Source organism: Mesorhizobium sp. XAP4, from assembly GCF_029269325.1.
GTDB classification, from domain to species: domain Bacteria; phylum Pseudomonadota; class Alphaproteobacteria; order Rhizobiales; family Rhizobiaceae; genus Mesorhizobium; species Mesorhizobium ciceri.
In genome coordinates this window covers 14,583-30,369 of sequence record NZ_JARIXW010000011.1, presented here as the reverse complement: position 1 = coordinate 30,369, position 15,787 = coordinate 14,583, and the positions used below count along the sequence as shown (strand labels likewise).

Sequence of the window (15,787 nt, the reverse complement as noted above, 5' to 3'; positions counted from 1 at the left end):
ATGACGGACCCGAGAAACTATGTTGGCCAGTCCCCTCGACCCAGGGACTCGAGGCCGACCAGGTTGTTGGGGTATCGCCGATGAAGAAGCCGCTGGTCCTGATCTGCTCGCAAGATGCCGAGTTCTATCTGCTCTACAGCCACATACTGGAGGTTGACGGTTTCAGCAGTGAGACGGCAGACGGCGCGAAGGCTGCGCTGGCCTTGGCCGAACAACGGGAGCTTCAGGCCGTAGTGCTGGATTGCGACCCAGCCAGCATAAACGGGTCCGCAATTTGCGCCCACCTCAAGCGGGAACCGCGCACCACCGACCTGCCTATCATCGCCCTGATCGCGCCTGGCGCCGAGCACCAGCACCTCGATCTCTTGAAGGCAGGCGTTGAGAGCTTTGTGCGGCCGGTGGCTCCGGCCAAGCTGCTCGACTGCCTGCGGGCGAGGCTCGGGCTGACCAAGCGTGGTCCGAACGGGGTTGAAAACGACAGTTGGATTTGTTGTGGAGGCCTGGAGATGAAGCTCGATGCCCATCGGGTTCGCGGTAATGGCCACGACATCCATCTCGGACGGATCGATTTCAACGTGCTGCGGCTTATGATTGAGGCCCCCGGCAAGGTCTTCAGCCGGGACGAGCTTATCGGGGCGGCCTGGCTGCCCAACATTCATGTCGGTGCACGCACCGTCGATGTCCATATCAGCCGAATCAGGAGGGCGCTGAAAACGGCCTTGCCCGGCAGCGTCATTCGCACCGTCAGGTCGGCCGGCTACTCGCTCGAGCAGCCGGACGACTGAAATCGGTGATCGAACGTGGTGCCGCTCTCTCTTCCTCCTGAGAGCGGTGTTGCCGCTTTGAGGCGCTCCTAACGAAGACCAGGAGAAGCAGGCAAATGGAATTTAAAAGCATATTCAGTGTGACGGGTGCTGATCATTCTGATGAGGACCTCACAACAGCTGCCGGACTGTGTGCCGAGGTCGGCGCGCACCTATCGGTACTCATTATACCGCCTCCATTGCTCTTGATGTCGTCTCCGCCCCCCGAATGGAATACAGGACGTGCACAGGCAATTGCAGTACCGAACTATCGATTTCAGCAAATCGAGAAATTTTCACAGGACGTGACCAGAATGGAAAGACGGTCCGCGGATATCCTCAAAAGGCTGAAAGCTATGTCGCTTTCCTGTGACGTTGACACCGACTATTGCGATCCGGCTAGCCTCGGTGAAGTGGCACGACAGCGGGCGCTCTGCGCTGACCTGACGATCGTTGGAGGAGACCTCCTCAACGATGAGACTCTCGGACCTCCTGTTGTCAACGGCTGCTTGTTCGATAGCGGAAAGCCGGTGCTCATCGTGCCGAAGGGCGTTAAGGCGACGCTGTCGCCTCGACGCGTGCTGGTCGGCTGGGATTCGCGTGTAGAGGCCTCGCGTGCGGTTCGGGAAGCTCTTAGTATCCTATCCGCTGCCAAGGAAGTCTGTGTCGCTATGGTCGATCCAAAGGCGCAAAACAACGGGAAAGGCGCGCAGTCTGGAGCTGACATCGCTGCCTATCTTACTCGGCACGGTGCTCGGGTCTCCGTTGACCTGCTTAAGAGCGCCGGCAAATCGGCGGGCACAGTGCTGACCCAGCACGCGAACGACATCTGTGCTGACATGATGGTCATGGGTGCTTATGGCAGCCGTGGGCTGCGTGAGCGGATTTTCGGCGGTCCGCCGAGCTGGAGCTTTGGGAAGACCACATTGCCGCTGTTTTTGGCTCGCTGATCAGCTCCGTAGGAACACCGATCAGGTCGTAGGACCGCCAACCAGTCCGAAGTCGTCGTCGGTTACCGGTCGGATTGCGGAGACATGGCTGGATCCGCGAACATCTTGCGACGCTTGTCAGAGCCAAACCGGACGCCTCGACTGCTTCACGACGCTCTCGTGAACCAACTCGTGCGAGATCGTCCGCAACGGGCAGTAAAGACGAACGGCTGCAGCAGACCGCAGCCAAGCCACAGGGCGGGTGTACCAGGAGACCCCGCCTCGTGCGCGAACCCTGTTGGAAGGCCCCTTATCAGTACCCGGACGCGCGTCAAATCGGCGGCTGTCCCTGTCAGCCTGCGGTGTGCAAGGGCCGCTGCCGCGGAGCTTCCCCTGCCCGATCGTCGGGCGTGCGACAATGTCGGATTCCAGACGAGCTGGAACTGCGCGAACTCGTTGGTTTGACAGGTCTTTATCCGGCACGCCGCATGCATGGGAGTCTCCGAAAGCATTAAGAGCCGTTATCCATGGTTACGCCCCTCGAAAGAAAGAGCCGCTTCCGTCGTGGCAGGGAAACAGCCACTCCTGGGGTGGAGGCCGGCGCTAGAAGCCGCCGTAAGATCCGGAAGAGCCGCGCGACAGCATCACACACTTTCCTTCTGCTCTTGGGTTCGGATCACGCCGCGCCGCTGTCGATGCCGCCGACTTTGAGCCCAAGACCTGGAAGGCGGCACACGCTTTTGCTGTCCTCTCAGTCGGGACCGCGGCTCAAGCATGCTTGTGAGGTTCGCATTGCTCAATGCCCGGCGATCGACGTCAACATGCCGCTGAGTTGGAAAACACTCCTAGAGGAGTAAGGATAAGTGGACCTCTTTTGTATTGGTGTGGGTGCTGGACCATCTAATTTGAGCCTTGCGTGTCAGATACAGGAAGAGATTGCGCAAGGGGCACTGTTCCTGGACCGGGAGGTCGATTTCCGAGGACATCCAGGCAGCGCTTTCGATTGCGCGGAGCTCCAGGTCGGCCACTTCCAGGATCTGGTTACTCTGGTCAATCCGCGATCAGCCTACACATTCGTAAACTACCTCCACGAGAACGGGCGTCTTTACAATTTCCTCAATGCGCAATTTCACGGGGTGCTTAGAGCCGAGTTCGCCCAATATCTCAACTGGGCGTTCCAGAAGAATCCGCTTGTCCGTGGCGGCGAGGCCGTTCGCGAAATCCGCTTTGACGGCGAGTTTCGCGTGCGGACGGACAACGCGGTCCTTGATGCAAGAAACCTCGTCATCGACATAGGCAAGCAGGCGCAAATTCCGCCTCAGTTTCATGGCTGGACTGGACCCAACCTGTTCCACTCATCTGAGTTGGCCCACATCAATCCTGAGGTGCAAAAAAAGCATGTCTGCGTTGTTGGCGGCGGACAGTCGGGAGCCGAGCTGCTACTGCACCTTGTCGGCCGGCCGAAAGAACGGCGGCCCGCGGCGATCACATGGGTCTTGACGCGCGAGATGCCTTTCGACGACCACGCGTTCACAAACGGGCTGTTCACGCCATGCTTCTCGGATCGTTTTGCTGCGATGAGCGAGGTGCATCGACAGCTGTTCCTGCGGCGTTTCGCGCTTGCCTCCGAGGGCATTTCAGAAAGCAAGTTGCGCGCGGTCTATCAGGCGCTCTACCACCACGCCTTTCTCGAGCCACACCAATGCGAGATCACATTGCGGCCAAGTTGCAACGTGTCGCGCTGCATCAATGCCGGAGCAGGGCACAGGCTCACGCTGCAACGCGGCTTGGACAACATCGGAGAAGTAACCGCCGATATCGTCATCCTGGCCACCGGGTACGAGAAACCGCTGCCGGGTTTCCTAGAACCGATCGCAGATCGCCTCGAACAGATCGGCAATGAGCTCGCCATCGGCGAGGATTTTTCGGTGTACTGGGACGGACCGCGAGACCGACGCCTTTTCGTTCAGAACGCCTGCCTTGGACAGCGCGGGCTGGCTGATCCGAACTTTGGGCTGCTGGCCTGGCGAGCGCGCCGCATCCTTGACAGCCTTCTGCGGCGCGCGCCATGCGCCAATCCCGAGCATCTAGGGTTCATCAACCGTCCCTTGACGGAGTGCTGGCACGACCTCGGAGTCGAACAAATGGGCAGCGGGATATGATTCGTCGATATTGATGATCGGCGGTGGCATTCAGGAAAGATTTCCGCCTCTGGCGGCAAAAGCGGGACGAGCAATATTCCTACGGCGTCAGATCGCTCTGCTCGCGCTTGAGCAAGGTAGCGTCGCGCGACTCCTGCTTGGCGTGAAACAGCAAAGGGCATTCAATCACGATGCAGCTTTACGTGCTGTCGGGCTCAACGCCACGTGGATCGAGCCCAACGCCGCCGTTGGCAACCGCGACGCGAATTATGACGCCGGGCCACATGCGGCGGTGGCTGCAAGGGTACCGAGCCTCTCCCGCACTTTCGACCCCATCGCCGAAGTGCGACTACTCCAGGACGCCGAAGCCGGTCTTATCGCCAGCGGGCCAGCCAAACTCTCACCTTCCTAAACGGCAGCCGCTAAGGTGAGCCGTCGAAAGCCGACATTCAGGTTAACGTCAGCTGGCCCTGTTAGGGCTCGCTTATTCAAGGCGGTACCGGCGCTTGCCGAAGCTAAGAAGGGTTGGCATGCCCTTTGCCGTGCTTGATGTGCGGCAACACGGTGAGAGCTTCGCTGAAGCAAGCGAGAGGGAGCAATGCCCTCGAGACCGTGTCCGATTTTGACTGGAAAATATTCCGCGACAAAAGAGACGAAAGGTGTGGAATGACTTTGGACACCAAGATGGAACTGCGTATGGGGTCCCCGGCTCCTGCGCTGAAAGTGGAGAACTGGCTGCGTGGCGAGCCCCTCACGAGCCTTCGGCCCGGCAAGGTCTACCTCGTTGAATTTTGGGCGACTTGGTGCCGACCATGTGTCCACGCCATGCCCCATTTGATCGAACTGCAGGAGAAATATAAAGACAGCGGATTTGAGATTATCGGAGTCGCAGCTTGCGAAAAGGCTGCAACCGCGGACGAAGCGCGGACCAACGTGGATGCCTGGCTGACCGAGAAGTTCCCGAATCTGAATTATCGGACAGCGTTCGATTGCACTGGCGAAATGAAAAAGCTCTGGCTGGAACCCAGCTCTTCGTTCGGGATTCCCACCTCGTTCGTGGTCGACCGCGACGGCCACATCGCTTATATCGGCCACCCGGCACCTCTCGATGACGTTTTGCCGAAAGTCCTTAACGGCAGCTGGCGCAGCAGCTATGAAGCGAAAGCCGTCGATGCAAAGCGAATCTCGCGTGTGCGCGAATCGTCGCTGAGTCAGCCGATATACGCCAAACTTGGGCCGGCGATGCAGGACGAGGATTGGGCAGCGGCACTATTGGCCATCGAAGAAGGCCTCGCCGTGATGCCAGACTCTTTTGATTTTCGGCGGGTTCATGCGGATATTCTGCTTCACAAGCTGCGCGACATCAAAACCGGCTTGCCGCTTATGCGCGAATTGGTCGAGGACGCGATCAACAAAAAGTTCGAAGCGATGTCTTGGGTGGTGATGGCGCTGAACCAACTCTTCCATCCCACGATCGACAACTCCCATCTTCCGCATGATGATCGCTTTGCGATGGGCAAGGAGCTCTCCGAACAGATCCTGGAACTTAATCCTCCGCAAGGCGATGGAGACTTTAAATTCGGGTGTTACTTTCCGGTCGCTCAGTATTATTACGAGAGCGGCAACAAGGACCGGGCGATCGAGTTGATCGAGGTGGCAATCAAATCGCTGGACCATTCGGAGCCAGCGCCGGACCAAACCAAACAGCGCTACCTCACCTCGTTGCTCCAAGCCCTGGCCAACTACACGGGTGAGCCTGCCTGTCACGCGGGTCTCTGTGTGGCTCCGCAAAACAAGACTTCCGAAACTCAAAACGCTGTCACTTCCTGAGCAAGGATCGCGAAGGGCATGACAATTGGAATTGAACACCGGCAAATCCGCCCGCCCAGGCGCACTTCGCAGCAATAACGTCGATGCCGCAAAAGTGCGCGGCTTGCGGCAGGTGGAATTTCCATTGCGTTTACCTCGGGTCGAACCGCGGCGCAGGCGTTCGCGCCGCGGTGAAAGGTCTCGCACTGGTGGACGTGCTCGAGGTCGGCCACGGGACACTGTTGCGTGGGATCGGCTCGCCCAAGCCATTCCCCGCCCACGCAAGCGCCCGAACCACACATCGCAGAAAAAGAGATCGTCCTTCAAGAGGAGTACTGAAATTGGGGAAAAGCGAAATTCCTCATGAACCGGTTGGCCCTGCTGTCCACAAGGACGACGAGGCCCTTGCTTCCCCGTTCGTAAAATGCCTCCTGCGGCTCATTCGTACTCAGGATTCCTTCGGCTTATGGGAAGGCCATTCGGATGCCGAGCTGCTGGCCGAGTTCATCATCACCAAGCAACAGCAACGTGCGGTACCCTTTGGCGGCGATCCCGATCCTGACGCGCTGTGGAGGCTCGACATGTTTTACACCGCCGTAGCGCTTGCGATCGAGGAGCGCTCCGGCGTGTCGACGTCGCCGACAATAGAAATGAAACCCGTGGGGGCTTCCGGCGGTTGGGCGTTCTGTCGAGACGTCCACCGGTTCGGCTTCGAGACTTTCCGCAAACTTGCTGAGGCCGGTACGAAACTGGTCGACGATGCGACTGCAGCCATTGAAGCCTAGCCCGAGATGGAGCGCATCAAGAAACCATTGTTCCAGGAAGGATCTATGTCAGACCTAGATAGGATGAGGAAAAAAGTCTGAAAGCTCCAGTTGCGTGCAGCTATTGCCAAGATGGCATTGCAGGACCTCGTCGAGGGTCTGCCGGGCAAGTGGGCCGACATACAGGAAGTCGCCGAGAAAACCCAAGCCGTTTATGCCGAGTTGGATGTTGCCAAGAGAGAACTCGCTTCAATGAAGAATTTAGGATGATGCGCACATTCACCACCCGTGACGGCTCCATTTGGATGCCGTCGTACCTGACCTCCATCGATAGCAAACCTGCATCGGCTGCTGCCGTTGTTTCAAGGTCTGCTCGCGCGATGTCATGCATCTTCACGGCGTTGATGATGCGGGTGAAATCCTCGGCCCCTGCGATGACGAGGACGACGATTTCGACGGCAAGCTCAATCGCATGATCATGGTTGTCGATGATGCCGGCCGCTGCATAGGCTGCGGAGCCTGCGGCCGCGTCTGCCCCAAGAACTGCCAGACGCATGTTGCGGCCGACGAGCTCGCAACATGATCTGGCGAAAACCAGGGGAGCGGCGTGCACTTCATCTTTTTGTCGGCTCGTGGGGCTGGTCCTGTGCAGCAATGCGTCGATGGTTTACTTCGCTTTGGATTCGCTCCGTGTGGCAGTCGTCACGACGCTGGCCTGTTCGCTGCTGCTTCAGGCCGGCTACTTCGGCCGCGTGCTCTTTCTGATCTGGCAGTCCTCTAGCCGCGCTCGTGGAACTCGCCACAGGGGCCAGCATGCCGATGGTTACAGGAAAGCTCGGGTACCAGTCGTCTCACTCTGATCAACTGCGGAATGCAATTTTCAGCTGTGTCCCGGCTTGGTCGAATGCCCAGCATGTGCTGCTGCTTTGATGCGCGGATGACAGGATCAGTGCTCAGACCCACACCAATTTTGGTCACCCTCTGATGACTGAGCTGATCGTATAGGGAATCTGTGTTCGGCTAACACGCGACCACATTCGGTGTCCTTAGGCCGGGAGATGCGGGTGGTTGGTCGATTAGGGACATAAGAGTCATCGCAGCACGCTGGATGCGGTGTGCTTGTCGCAATGACAAACTCGGTGCTGCACTACCGGACTTCTGCACCCGCTTCGAAAGACGGGTGTCTTTGATCACACATACCCCTGGGCTGACCGGTGCGTAGCCGGTTCAGGTACTTTTTTGCTGGAGATAGCATGCTGGAAAAATTCGAACGTTATCCGCTCACCTTTGGACCCACGCCGATCGAGAGGCTCGACCGCCTCGGCAAGCATCTGGGCGACAAGGTGGAAATCTACGTCAAACGCGAGGACTGCAACTCCGGTCTCGCGTTCGGCGGAAACAAGCTGCGCAAGCTCGAATACATTGTGCCCGACGCGATCGCGTCAGATGCCGATACGCTCGTCACAATCGGTGGCGTGCAGTCCAACCATACGCGCATGGTCGCTGCGGTCGCCGCCAAGATCGGCATGAAATGCCTCCTGGTCCAGGAGAGCTGGGTCCCACATGATGATGCTGTCTACGACCGGGTCGGCAATATCCTCTTGAGCCGCATCATGGGGGCAGAGGTGCGCCTGGTTGACGAGGGCTTTGACATCGGCATCCGCCGCAGCTGGGAAAAGGCACTTTATGAAGTCAAGGCAAGGGGCGGCAGGCCATATGCGATACCTGCCGGCGCCTCTGTCCACAAATACGGCGGCCTGGGCTATGTGGGGTTCGCTGAGGAGGTGCGTGCCCAGGAAGAGCAGCTTGGGTTTGCCTTCGACTATATCGTCGTCTGTACGGTGACTGGTTCAACCCACGGCGGCATGCTCGTCGGGTTCGCCAAGGATGGTCGACAGCGCAACGTGATCGGTATCGATGCCTCCGCCATGCCCGCCAAGACCAAGGCGCAGGTGCTTGGCATCGCCCAAAATACAGCGAAGCTCGTCCACCTCGGAGCGGAAATTGTCGAGGCAGACGTGGTGTTGTTCATGGACTACGCGTACCCGGGTTATGGCGTTCCATCGGAGGAAACCAAAGAGGCAATCCGTTTGTGCGCGCGGCTCGAGGGCATGATTACGGACCCCGTTTACGAGGGCAAATCGATGCAAGGGATGATCGACCTCGTCCAGAGGGGCTTCTTTCCACAGGGATCGAGGGTCCTCTACGCACATCTAGGCGGCGCGCCGGCGATCAACGGGTACGGCTACACCTTTCGCAACGGCTGACGTTCGGCAGTCTGCGATTCCGCGGTCGCGCTCGAACGTGGGTAGGTAGCGTCGTTCGAGCGCTTGGCTGGAGAAGTGGAGGCAGCGACGGGCATCCACTAATTGGTACCATTACGTGCTGTCGGGGCTCAACGCCACGCGCATTGAGCGCATGCCGCCGTTGGCAACCGCGAGGCGAATTTTGACTCCGGGGCAAGAATCCACACGCGGCGGTGGCGGCACGAGGACCAAGCCGGCGAGTTCGCGCTTTCGAACTGGCGCCAAACTGCCACTGCTCGAGGACCGAGGCCAGTCTAATCACAGGCGAACCGTCCAAGCTCTCAAGAGTGATAGGGCGAAACCCGACAGCGGCAGAAGACATGTCGGGTTCACGACAATCGGCCGCATTTGGGCTCGTGGAGAATTTCAAAGCATTTCCCGCCGCTTACCGGAGCTGAGGGAATTGGCACCTCCGTTGCAGCTTGATGTGCGGCAACACGGTGAGAGCTTCGCTGAAGCAAGCCAGAGGGAGCGATGCCCTCGAGACCGTGTCCGATTTTGACTGGAAAATATTCCGCGACAAAAGAGACGAAAGGTGTGGAATGACTTTGGACACCAAGATGGAACTGCGTATGGGGTCCCCGGCTCCTGCGATCAAAGTGGAGAACTGGCTGCGTGGCGAGCCCCTCACGAACTTTCGGCCCGGCAAGGTCTACCTCGTTGAGTTTTGGGCGACTTGGTGCGGACCATGTGTCGACGCCATGCCCCATTTGATCGAACTGCAGGAGAAATATGAAGGCAGCGGATTTGAGGCGGTCGGAGTTGCCGCCTGCGAACAGGGTCCTACCGCAGACGAGGCGCGGACCAACGTGGATGCCTGGCTGACCGAGAAGTTCCCGAATCTGAATTATCGTATCGGGTTCGATTACATTGGCGAAATGAACAAGCTCTGGATGGATCCCAGCTCTTCGATTGGGATTCCCACCTCGTTCGTGGTCGACCGCGACGGCCACATCGCTTTTATCGGCCACCCGGCGGAACTCGATGACGTTTTGCCGAAAGTCCTTAACGGCAGCTGGCGCAGCAGCTATGAAGCGAAAGCCGCCGATGCAAAGCGCATTGCGCATAACCAACTTGCAGCGCGCGAAATGTCGCTTACCGGGCCGATATACGCCAAACTTGAGCCGGCGATGCAGGCCGAGAATTGGACGGCGGCGCTCTTGGCCATCGAAGAAGGCCTCGCCTTGATGCCAGACTCTTGTGAGTTCCGGCAGATTCATGCGGATCTTCTGCTTCACAAGCTGCGCGACATCAAGACCGGCATGCCGGTCATGCGAGAATTGGTCGAGGACGCGATCGACAAAACGTCCGACGCGGTGTCGTGGATGGCCTTGGCCCTCAACCAACTCTTCGATCCCACGATGGACAATTCCCATCTTCCGCGCGCGGAGCGCTTTGCGATGGGCAACGAGCTCTCGGAACAGATACTGGCACTCAATCCCCCGAACGGCGATGGCCCGTTTAAATACCTCCGGTACCTCCCGGTAGCTCAGTATTATTACGAGAGCGGCAACAAAGATCGCGCAATCGAGTTGATCGAGGTGGCACTGAAATCGGTGGACCGGCTGGGACCAATTCCGGACCACACCAAACAGTACTATCTTACCCCATTGCTCGAAGCACTGGCCAACTACACGGGTGAGCCTGCCTGTCACGCGGATTTTTGTGTGGCTCCGCAAAAGAAGGCACCCGAAACTCAAAACGCAGTCACTTCCTGAGCAAGAATCGCGAAGGGACTGACAATTGGAATTGAACACTGGCCAATCCGCCCATCGAAGCTCTCTTCGCAGCAAGTATGTCGATGCAGCAGGGCGGCGGCTTGCGGCAGGTTGGATTTCAATTGCGTTGACCACCGGTCGGATCGCGGCGCAGACGATGTGCGCCGCGAATTCGCGCCGCAGGTCTCGCACTCGTGGACATGTCGAGGTCGGCCACGGGGCACTCTTGGGGTTGGCCCGCCCAAGCCATTCGTCGGCCCCGCAAGCGGACCCGGAGTGGGCATCGCAGGAAAAGGAAATCGTACCTCGAAGACGAAGACTGAAATGACGAACAACGAAATTCCTCCGGTTGGCCCTGCTGTCAACAATGACGACGAGGCCCTTGCTTCCCCGTTCGTCAAATGCCTCCTGCGGCTCATTCGTACTCAGGATTCCTTCGGCTTATGGGAAGGCCATTCGGATGCCGAGCTGCTGGCCGAGTTCATCATCACCAAGCAACAGCAACGTGCGGTACCCTTTGGCGGCGATCCCGATCCTGACGCGCTGTGGAGGCTCGACATGTTTTACACCGCCGTAGCGCTTGCGATCGAGGAGCGCTCCGGCGTGTCGACGTCGCCAATAATTGGAATGAAGCCCCTGCGGGCTTCCAGCGGTTGGGCGTTCTGTCGAGACGTCCACCGGTTCGGCTTCGAGACTTTCCGCAAACTTGCTGAGGCCGGTACGAAACTGGTCGACGATGCGACTGCAGCCATTGAAGCCTAGCCCGAGATGGAGCGCATCAACAAAACCATTGTTCCAGGAAGGATCTATGTCAGACCTAGATAGGATGAGGAAAAAAGTCTGAAAGCTCCAGTTGCGTGCAGCTATTGCCAAGATGGCATTGCAGGACCTCGTCGAGGGTCTGCCGGGCAAGTGGGCCGACATACAGGAAGTCGCCGAGAAAACCCAAGCCGTTTATGCCGAGTTGGATGTTGCCAAGAGAGAACTCGCTTCAATGAAGAATTTAGGATGATGCGCACATTCACCACCCGTGACGGCTCCATTTGGATGCCGTCGTACCTGACCTCCATCGATAGCAAGACCTGCATCGGCTGCTGCCGTTGTTTCAAGGTCTGCTCGCGCGATGTCATGCATCTTCACGGCGTTGATGATGCGGGTGAAATCCTCGGCCCCTGCGATGACGAGGACGACGATTTCGACGGCAAGCTCAATCGCATGATCATGGTTGTCGATGATGCCGGCCGCTGCATCGGCTGCGGAGCCTGCGGCCGCGTCTGCCCCAAGAACTGCCAGACGCATGTTGCGGCCGACGAGCTCGCAACATGATCTGGCGAAAACCAGGAGAACGGCGTTGCACTTCATCTGTTTGTCGGCTCGTGGGGCTGGTCCTGTGCAGCAATGCGTCGATGGTTTACTTCGCTTTGGATTCGCTCCGTGTGGCAGTCGTCACGACGCTGGCCTGTTCGCTGCTGCTTCAGGCCGGCTACTTCGGCAGCGTGCTCTTTTTCGCGGACGTCGATGATCTGTAGAACTGTTCATTCGCTCCGCAGAGGGCCGGCGAATCCAATCTCTTCCTAAGCCCGTTGGCCGTAATCGAAAGACACGGGGCCGGCGAGTTCGTGCTCAGCTGCCACTGTGCTGGCAAGGGAACGGAATCCAATCCCGGAGCAGATGGCCAGAGTTGAGCGAAGACTGCGGTCGGAGCTCCTGCGCTTCCGGGTCTCCAAGGGGAACGACTTTGCGAACCGAAGGGACTTTGAACCGTTGACGTGGCCGGCGTGCGGTAGGTTGGGCCAGCGACAGGGATCCCAGCCGGCCGGGAAGCACCGCCCTCTCAATGTGCGTTGACTTCGCTTCCTTTGGCGAAATGTGGGTAACGGCGAGGGCCGCACTCTTCCCGGGCCGTCGACATTCCCGCCCTTTTGGTGCGTGCGCCGTTAGGCGCGACAATTCGGTGCCCGCGTGTAACTGCGCGCATTCGCCGAAGCTTAGACGTGGTGCATTCCCGCTCGCCCGTTTGGCGGACAGTTCCGGCCGTGCTGGTTTTGCCGCCTAACGCCCGCCGCTCGTCACTGCCACACCCCTCTCCGGCAACGGCTCGGCGCATCGCGCAAGCCGGTTTAGCGATCAGGCCAGGCCCTTCGCGAGTTCCAACGCCTGCCGTTCGAAGAGGCGGCGGTAAATGCCACCATCGAGATTGATCAGGGCGGCATGATCGCCGTCCTCCATGATGCGGCCACGGTCGAAGACGAGCAGCCGATCGAGCGAGCGGACCGTCGACAGCCGGTGTGCGATGACGAGTGTGGTTCGGCCCACCATCAACCGATCCACCGCTTGTTGAATGAGCACCTCGGATTCCGAATCGAGGCTCGATGTGGCCTCGTCCAGAATAAGGATCGGCGCGTTCGCGAGGAAGGCGCGCGCGATCGCCACGCGCTGGCGCTCGCCGCCGGAGAGCTTCAAACCCCTTTCGCCGACCAATGTCCCATAGCCCTTCGGCAGGGGCGCGATGAATTCGTGGGCACTTGCCAGCCGTGCCGCTTGCTCGATCTCGGCCTGGCTCGCGCCAGGCCGGCCATAGGCGATGTTCTCGGCAAGCGACCTGTGAAACAGGATCGGCTCCTGCTGCACGATCGCGATCTGCGAACGAAGGGACTCTTGGGTCACCTCGGAGACGTCCTGACCGTCTATCAGGATCCGGCCGCCGCTCAGGTCGTAGAGTCTCTGGATCAGCTTCACGAATGTTGTCTTGCCGGAACCGGAGGGTCCAACCAACCCAACCCTTTCGCCAGCTTCAATCGACAGCGAACATTCGCTATAGAGCGGCAGGGGATGGTTGGCGTAGCGGAAGTGGACGTTCTCGAAATCGATACGGCCGTTCGTGATCCGGATCGGCTTGGCCTCTGGACGATCGGCAACATCCACCTGCTGATTGTGGATGGCCACCAGTTCTTCCATATCATTAACCGAGTGCTGCACGTTGCGGACATGCATGCCGGCATCACGCAGATAGCCCTGCAGGACGATGAAGGACGTGAGAACATATGCTATCTCGCCCGGCGTTGCCTGTCCATGCGACCACAGAAGCAGGGCATATCCGACCACCGCCACCCTGAGCGCAACCAAAGTTACGCCTTGGGTTGAGCCGATGATCGTTCCGCGCACCCAGCTCCGGCGCGCGCGGTGCCGCCATTTCGTCATGATATTTGCAAGCCGCTCGTCTTCGCGAACCTCTGCGCCGAAGCCCTTGACCACAGCGTTGCAACTGACCGCGTCCGCAAGCGCGCCGCTGAGCCTTGTGTCCCATCGGTTGGCAAGGCTCGCCGCTGGCGCGACATAGCCGAGCGACAGCGAAATCGAAAACGCAAGGTAGACGAGAGAGCCGCAAGCAAAGATCACGCCCATGACCGGCCAGTGCCAGCCGAGCAGCACCGTCGAGCCGATCAAGATGACAAACGACGGGAGCAGCGTGACGAGTATCGTGCTGTTGAGGAGGTCGAGCGCCCACATGCCGCGCGTTATCTTGCGCACTGTCGAGCCGGCGAAGCTGTTTGCATGCCAGTCTGTCGAAAAGCGCTGCACATGATGGAACGCTTCGGTCGCGACGTCGGAAATCATTTTCAACACCAGGTCGCTCAGGCCAATGAAGGCGACGTGGCGCATGGCAATGCCACCGAGTGCCAATGCAATCGGTACAGAGAATGCTGCAACAGCTGAATCCGAAGCTGGTGCTGCCGCATTAGCAGCACGAGAAACAGCGTCGATGAGTCGGCCAGAATAGAGCGGCATCAACACGTCAGCCAGCGTGGAGGCGAGCATCGCGGTCATGATGATCGCGAGCCGGGCCGGCTGCCTGTTCCAGAGGCGAACAGTGAAGGCGAAAACGTCGCGACAAGTGGCGCCGCGCCCATGGACGGGGAAACGTCTCATAGTTTCCAAGCGGGCGCATCAACACGCTCGGTCCCAAAGACGATAAAAGACAAAACTGGAATTTCGACCTCCCCCATAACAGCATCAATTTTGGCGGGCAGCTCTTGCCGCCTCTCGACGGTGAGTTCAAAAGTCGTGCCAACTGAGCGGGAACATCCGAAGGACAAATTCAGCAGGTTACCGAGCCTGGAGAAAGTCAGCCGCCATCCAGTCGAATACGATTGCTACGGCTGCTCAACTCGGGAGATTGGAAAAGAAGGTCGATGTATCGATTGAATTTTGAGCTTGTTCTTGCCTCGATCAAATAAGTACAGTTGCAATGCAGCTTTCTCAGGCCCGGCACTTAGGTGCTGATTTCAAAAGCGCGCCGCGAATACTTTCCTGCCCATATTCCGTCAATCGAATGCTCGACTGTCGGATTGTGCGCTCCCCGACACAGTGCTGTCGGTTCGCCTCCTGGGTACCTCCCCCGTCGATTGACGACCTGAAGGAGAAGCTTCGCTCGCAAGCTGGCACGACTCTTGAGGGTACTCCAGGTGGCGGAAGGAACTCCGGCTCGAGTCCCGTTGACTTCGGATGTTGCGAGGCTGGGTTGGAGCAAACTGTGCACCAATGAGAACGCAATGAAGGAGACATCATGGAACTCCGGCGGATTGCGGTGGAGTTAGACCTATTCCTCAAGATGACTGATGATGTCGCTCAATCCGAACAGTTGTTCGAACTGTTGTCTGCGTTTGCGCTGAATTTCGATTGCCCGTGGATTGCCTATGGGCCGCTCGCATCAGAGAGGGCTTTCAAGCCGAACCGAGAGGGTTCTGTGGTGATGTGGAATTATCCTGCTGAATGGCAGGAGCGCTACTCGAGAATGGGCTATGCCAAAATAGACCCCCTCATCAAGAAAGGTCGAAAGGAGGCGGGACCCTTTCGATGGAGCGAGGTGTATACTGATGAAAACATAACTGAAGATGGACGCCGCGTCTTGGACGAAGCAGCAACATTCGGCTTGAGGTCAGGCGTTACCGTCCCATTACATGGCCCTGGTGGCAGCTTTAGGTTTGTGAGTTTTGCTCAATCCTCGGACTGCGAATTGCAGAATAGAGCGATCACCTACCTGCAAATGGCCGCGCTGCGGTTTCATCGGATGGTTACGAAGTTCGACACTACGACTGCGTCGGAACGAGCTCATAACCTGTCTCCGAGAGAAATAGAGTGCATTGATTTGGTGTCACAAGGAAATCATCTTGGGAAATAGGAACTATTTTAGGCAGATCACGAAATACGATAGATTTCCATTTAAAAAATGTAATGCGGAAGTTGGATGCGACCAGCAGAACGGTAGCTGTTGTAAAAGCTTTGAACCTTGGGATTATCGAACCGCCGTAGGTGC

17 protein-coding genes and 1 pseudogene are annotated in these 15,787 nt (G+C 58.3%); 17 read left to right on the top strand and 1 reads right to left on the bottom strand.

Annotated elements, in window-relative coordinates; genetic code table 11:
- Positions 1-80: 80 nt before the first annotated feature.
- The 15 genes and pseudogenes from P3C39_RS31090 to P3C39_RS31020 all read left to right on the top strand — a co-directional run bounded on the left by P3C39_RS31090 (position 81) and on the right by P3C39_RS31020 (position 11,999).
- Entirely contained in the window at positions 81-785 is a 705-nt protein-coding gene (locus P3C39_RS31090) for a response regulator transcription factor (protein WP_275954925.1), read from the top strand.
- Positions 786-880: 95 nt separating this feature from the next.
- Positions 881-1,753 carry a universal stress protein gene (locus P3C39_RS31085; protein ID WP_063169369.1) on the top strand — a complete coding sequence of 291 codons (873 nt, stop codon included), beginning with the start codon at positions 881-883 and terminating at the stop codon, positions 1,751-1,753.
- A gap of 842 nt (positions 1,754-2,595) precedes the next feature.
- Complete coding sequence (locus tag P3C39_RS31080) at positions 2,596-3,894, top strand: SidA/IucD/PvdA family monooxygenase (RefSeq protein ID WP_275954924.1); 1,299 nt, start codon at positions 2,596-2,598, stop codon at positions 3,892-3,894.
- Positions 3,895-3,907: 13 nt separating this feature from the next.
- Positions 3,908-4,285 (top strand): hypothetical protein, encoded by a 378-nt coding sequence (locus P3C39_RS31075; protein ID WP_024505270.1) that lies wholly within the window; start codon positions 3,908-3,910, stop codon positions 4,283-4,285.
- A gap of 272 nt (positions 4,286-4,557) precedes the next feature.
- Positions 4,558-5,703 (top strand): TlpA disulfide reductase family protein, encoded by a 1,146-nt coding sequence (locus P3C39_RS31070; protein ID WP_127318854.1) that lies wholly within the window; start codon positions 4,558-4,560, stop codon positions 5,701-5,703.
- Between the two features lie 320 nt (positions 5,704-6,023).
- Complete coding sequence (locus tag P3C39_RS31065) at positions 6,024-6,467, top strand: DUF269 domain-containing protein (RefSeq protein ID WP_245454719.1); 444 nt, start codon at positions 6,024-6,026, stop codon at positions 6,465-6,467.
- A gap of 90 nt (positions 6,468-6,557) precedes the next feature.
- A complete protein-coding gene (locus P3C39_RS31060; RefSeq protein ID WP_224571204.1) occupies positions 6,558-6,716 on the top strand; it encodes a CCE_0567 family metalloprotein in 159 nt (52 codons plus the stop codon).
- Positions 6,713-7,029, top strand: a pseudogene (gene fdxB / locus P3C39_RS31055) (ferredoxin III, nif-specific). The gene P3C39_RS31060 and the pseudogene fdxB (P3C39_RS31055) overlap by 4 nt, the downstream one beginning before the upstream one ends.
- Positions 7,001-7,306 carry an exopolysaccharide production repressor protein gene (locus tag P3C39_RS32965; RefSeq protein WP_346016463.1) on the top strand — a complete coding sequence of 102 codons (306 nt, stop codon included), beginning with the start codon at positions 7,001-7,003 and terminating at the stop codon, positions 7,304-7,306. The pseudogene fdxB (P3C39_RS31055) and the gene P3C39_RS32965 overlap by 29 nt, the downstream one beginning before the upstream one ends.
- Before the next feature lie 393 nt (positions 7,307-7,699).
- Positions 7,700-8,713: a 1-aminocyclopropane-1-carboxylate deaminase gene (locus tag P3C39_RS31045; protein ID WP_024505903.1), complete on the top strand. Its 1,014-nt coding sequence runs from the start codon at positions 7,700-7,702 to the stop codon at positions 8,711-8,713.
- A 599-nt stretch (positions 8,714-9,312) separates the two neighbouring features.
- Positions 9,313-10,470, top strand: a complete 1,158-nt coding sequence (locus tag P3C39_RS31040) for a TlpA disulfide reductase family protein (RefSeq protein WP_275954921.1) — start codon at positions 9,313-9,315, stop codon at positions 10,468-10,470.
- Between the two features lie 324 nt (positions 10,471-10,794).
- Positions 10,795-11,232 carry a DUF269 domain-containing protein gene (locus P3C39_RS31035; protein ID WP_126104992.1) on the top strand — a complete coding sequence of 146 codons (438 nt, stop codon included), beginning with the start codon at positions 10,795-10,797 and terminating at the stop codon, positions 11,230-11,232.
- Between the two features lie 91 nt (positions 11,233-11,323).
- On the top strand, positions 11,324-11,482 hold the full coding sequence (locus P3C39_RS31030; RefSeq protein ID WP_224571204.1) for a CCE_0567 family metalloprotein: 159 nt from the start codon (positions 11,324-11,326) through the stop codon (positions 11,480-11,482).
- A complete protein-coding gene (gene fdxB, locus P3C39_RS31025) occupies positions 11,479-11,796 on the top strand; it encodes a ferredoxin III, nif-specific (protein ID WP_174800308.1) in 318 nt (105 codons plus the stop codon). Before P3C39_RS31030 ends, fdxB (P3C39_RS31025) begins: the two co-directional genes overlap by 4 nt.
- Complete coding sequence (locus P3C39_RS31020; RefSeq protein WP_275954920.1) at positions 11,793-11,999, top strand: exopolysaccharide production repressor protein; 207 nt, start codon at positions 11,793-11,795, stop codon at positions 11,997-11,999. The genes fdxB (P3C39_RS31025) and P3C39_RS31020 overlap by 4 nt, the downstream gene beginning before the upstream one ends.
- Before the next feature lie 598 nt (positions 12,000-12,597).
- On the opposite strand, the gene P3C39_RS31015 is transcribed toward P3C39_RS31020, so the two are convergent.
- Entirely contained in the window at positions 12,598-14,400 is a 1,803-nt protein-coding gene (locus P3C39_RS31015; protein WP_063169366.1) for an ABC transporter ATP-binding protein, read from the bottom strand.
- 637 nt (positions 14,401-15,037) lie between these two features.
- On the opposite strand from P3C39_RS31015, the gene P3C39_RS31010 reads away from it, so the two are divergent.
- Entirely contained in the window at positions 15,038-15,652 is a 615-nt protein-coding gene (locus P3C39_RS31010; protein ID WP_275954919.1) for an autoinducer binding domain-containing protein, read from the top strand.
- Positions 15,649-15,783, top strand: coding sequence for a LuxR C-terminal-related transcriptional regulator (locus tag P3C39_RS31005; RefSeq protein WP_346016464.1), 135 nt, complete (start codon positions 15,649-15,651; stop codon positions 15,781-15,783). The genes P3C39_RS31010 and P3C39_RS31005 overlap by 4 nt, the downstream gene beginning before the upstream one ends.
- Positions 15,784-15,787: the final 4 nt, after the last annotated feature.

What these genes read in the sequence shown, in the direction of transcription:
- P3C39_RS31090 (WP_275954925.1), top strand. Translation starts at nt 81, where the DNA reads ATGAAGAAGCCGCTGGTCCTGATCTGCTCGCAAGATGCCGAGTTCTAT.
- P3C39_RS31085 (WP_063169369.1), top strand. Translation starts at nt 881, where the DNA reads ATGGAATTTAAAAGCATATTCAGTGTGACGGGTGCTGATCATTCTGAT.
- P3C39_RS31075 (WP_024505270.1), top strand. Translation starts at nt 3,908, where the DNA reads ATGATCGGCGGTGGCATTCAGGAAAGATTTCCGCCTCTGGCGGCAAAA.
- P3C39_RS31070 (WP_127318854.1), top strand. Translation starts at nt 4,558, where the DNA reads ATGGAACTGCGTATGGGGTCCCCGGCTCCTGCGCTGAAAGTGGAGAAC.
- P3C39_RS32965 (WP_346016463.1), top strand. Translation starts at nt 7,001, where the DNA reads ATGTTGCGGCCGACGAGCTCGCAACATGATCTGGCGAAAACCAGGGGA.
- P3C39_RS31045 (WP_024505903.1), top strand. Translation starts at nt 7,700, where the DNA reads ATGCTGGAAAAATTCGAACGTTATCCGCTCACCTTTGGACCCACGCCG.
- P3C39_RS31040 (WP_275954921.1), top strand. Translation starts at nt 9,313, where the DNA reads ATGGAACTGCGTATGGGGTCCCCGGCTCCTGCGATCAAAGTGGAGAAC.
- P3C39_RS31035 (WP_126104992.1), top strand. Translation starts at nt 10,795, where the DNA reads ATGACGAACAACGAAATTCCTCCGGTTGGCCCTGCTGTCAACAATGAC.
- fdxB (WP_174800308.1), top strand. Translation starts at nt 11,479, where the DNA reads ATGATGCGCACATTCACCACCCGTGACGGCTCCATTTGGATGCCGTCG.
- P3C39_RS31020 (WP_275954920.1), top strand. Translation starts at nt 11,793, where the DNA reads ATGATCTGGCGAAAACCAGGAGAACGGCGTTGCACTTCATCTGTTTGT.
- P3C39_RS31015 (WP_063169366.1), bottom strand. Translation starts at nt 14,400, where the DNA reads ATGAGACGTTTCCCCGTCCATGGGCGCGGCGCCACTTGTCGCGACGTT.
- P3C39_RS31010 (WP_275954919.1), top strand. Translation starts at nt 15,038, where the DNA reads ATGGAACTCCGGCGGATTGCGGTGGAGTTAGACCTATTCCTCAAGATG.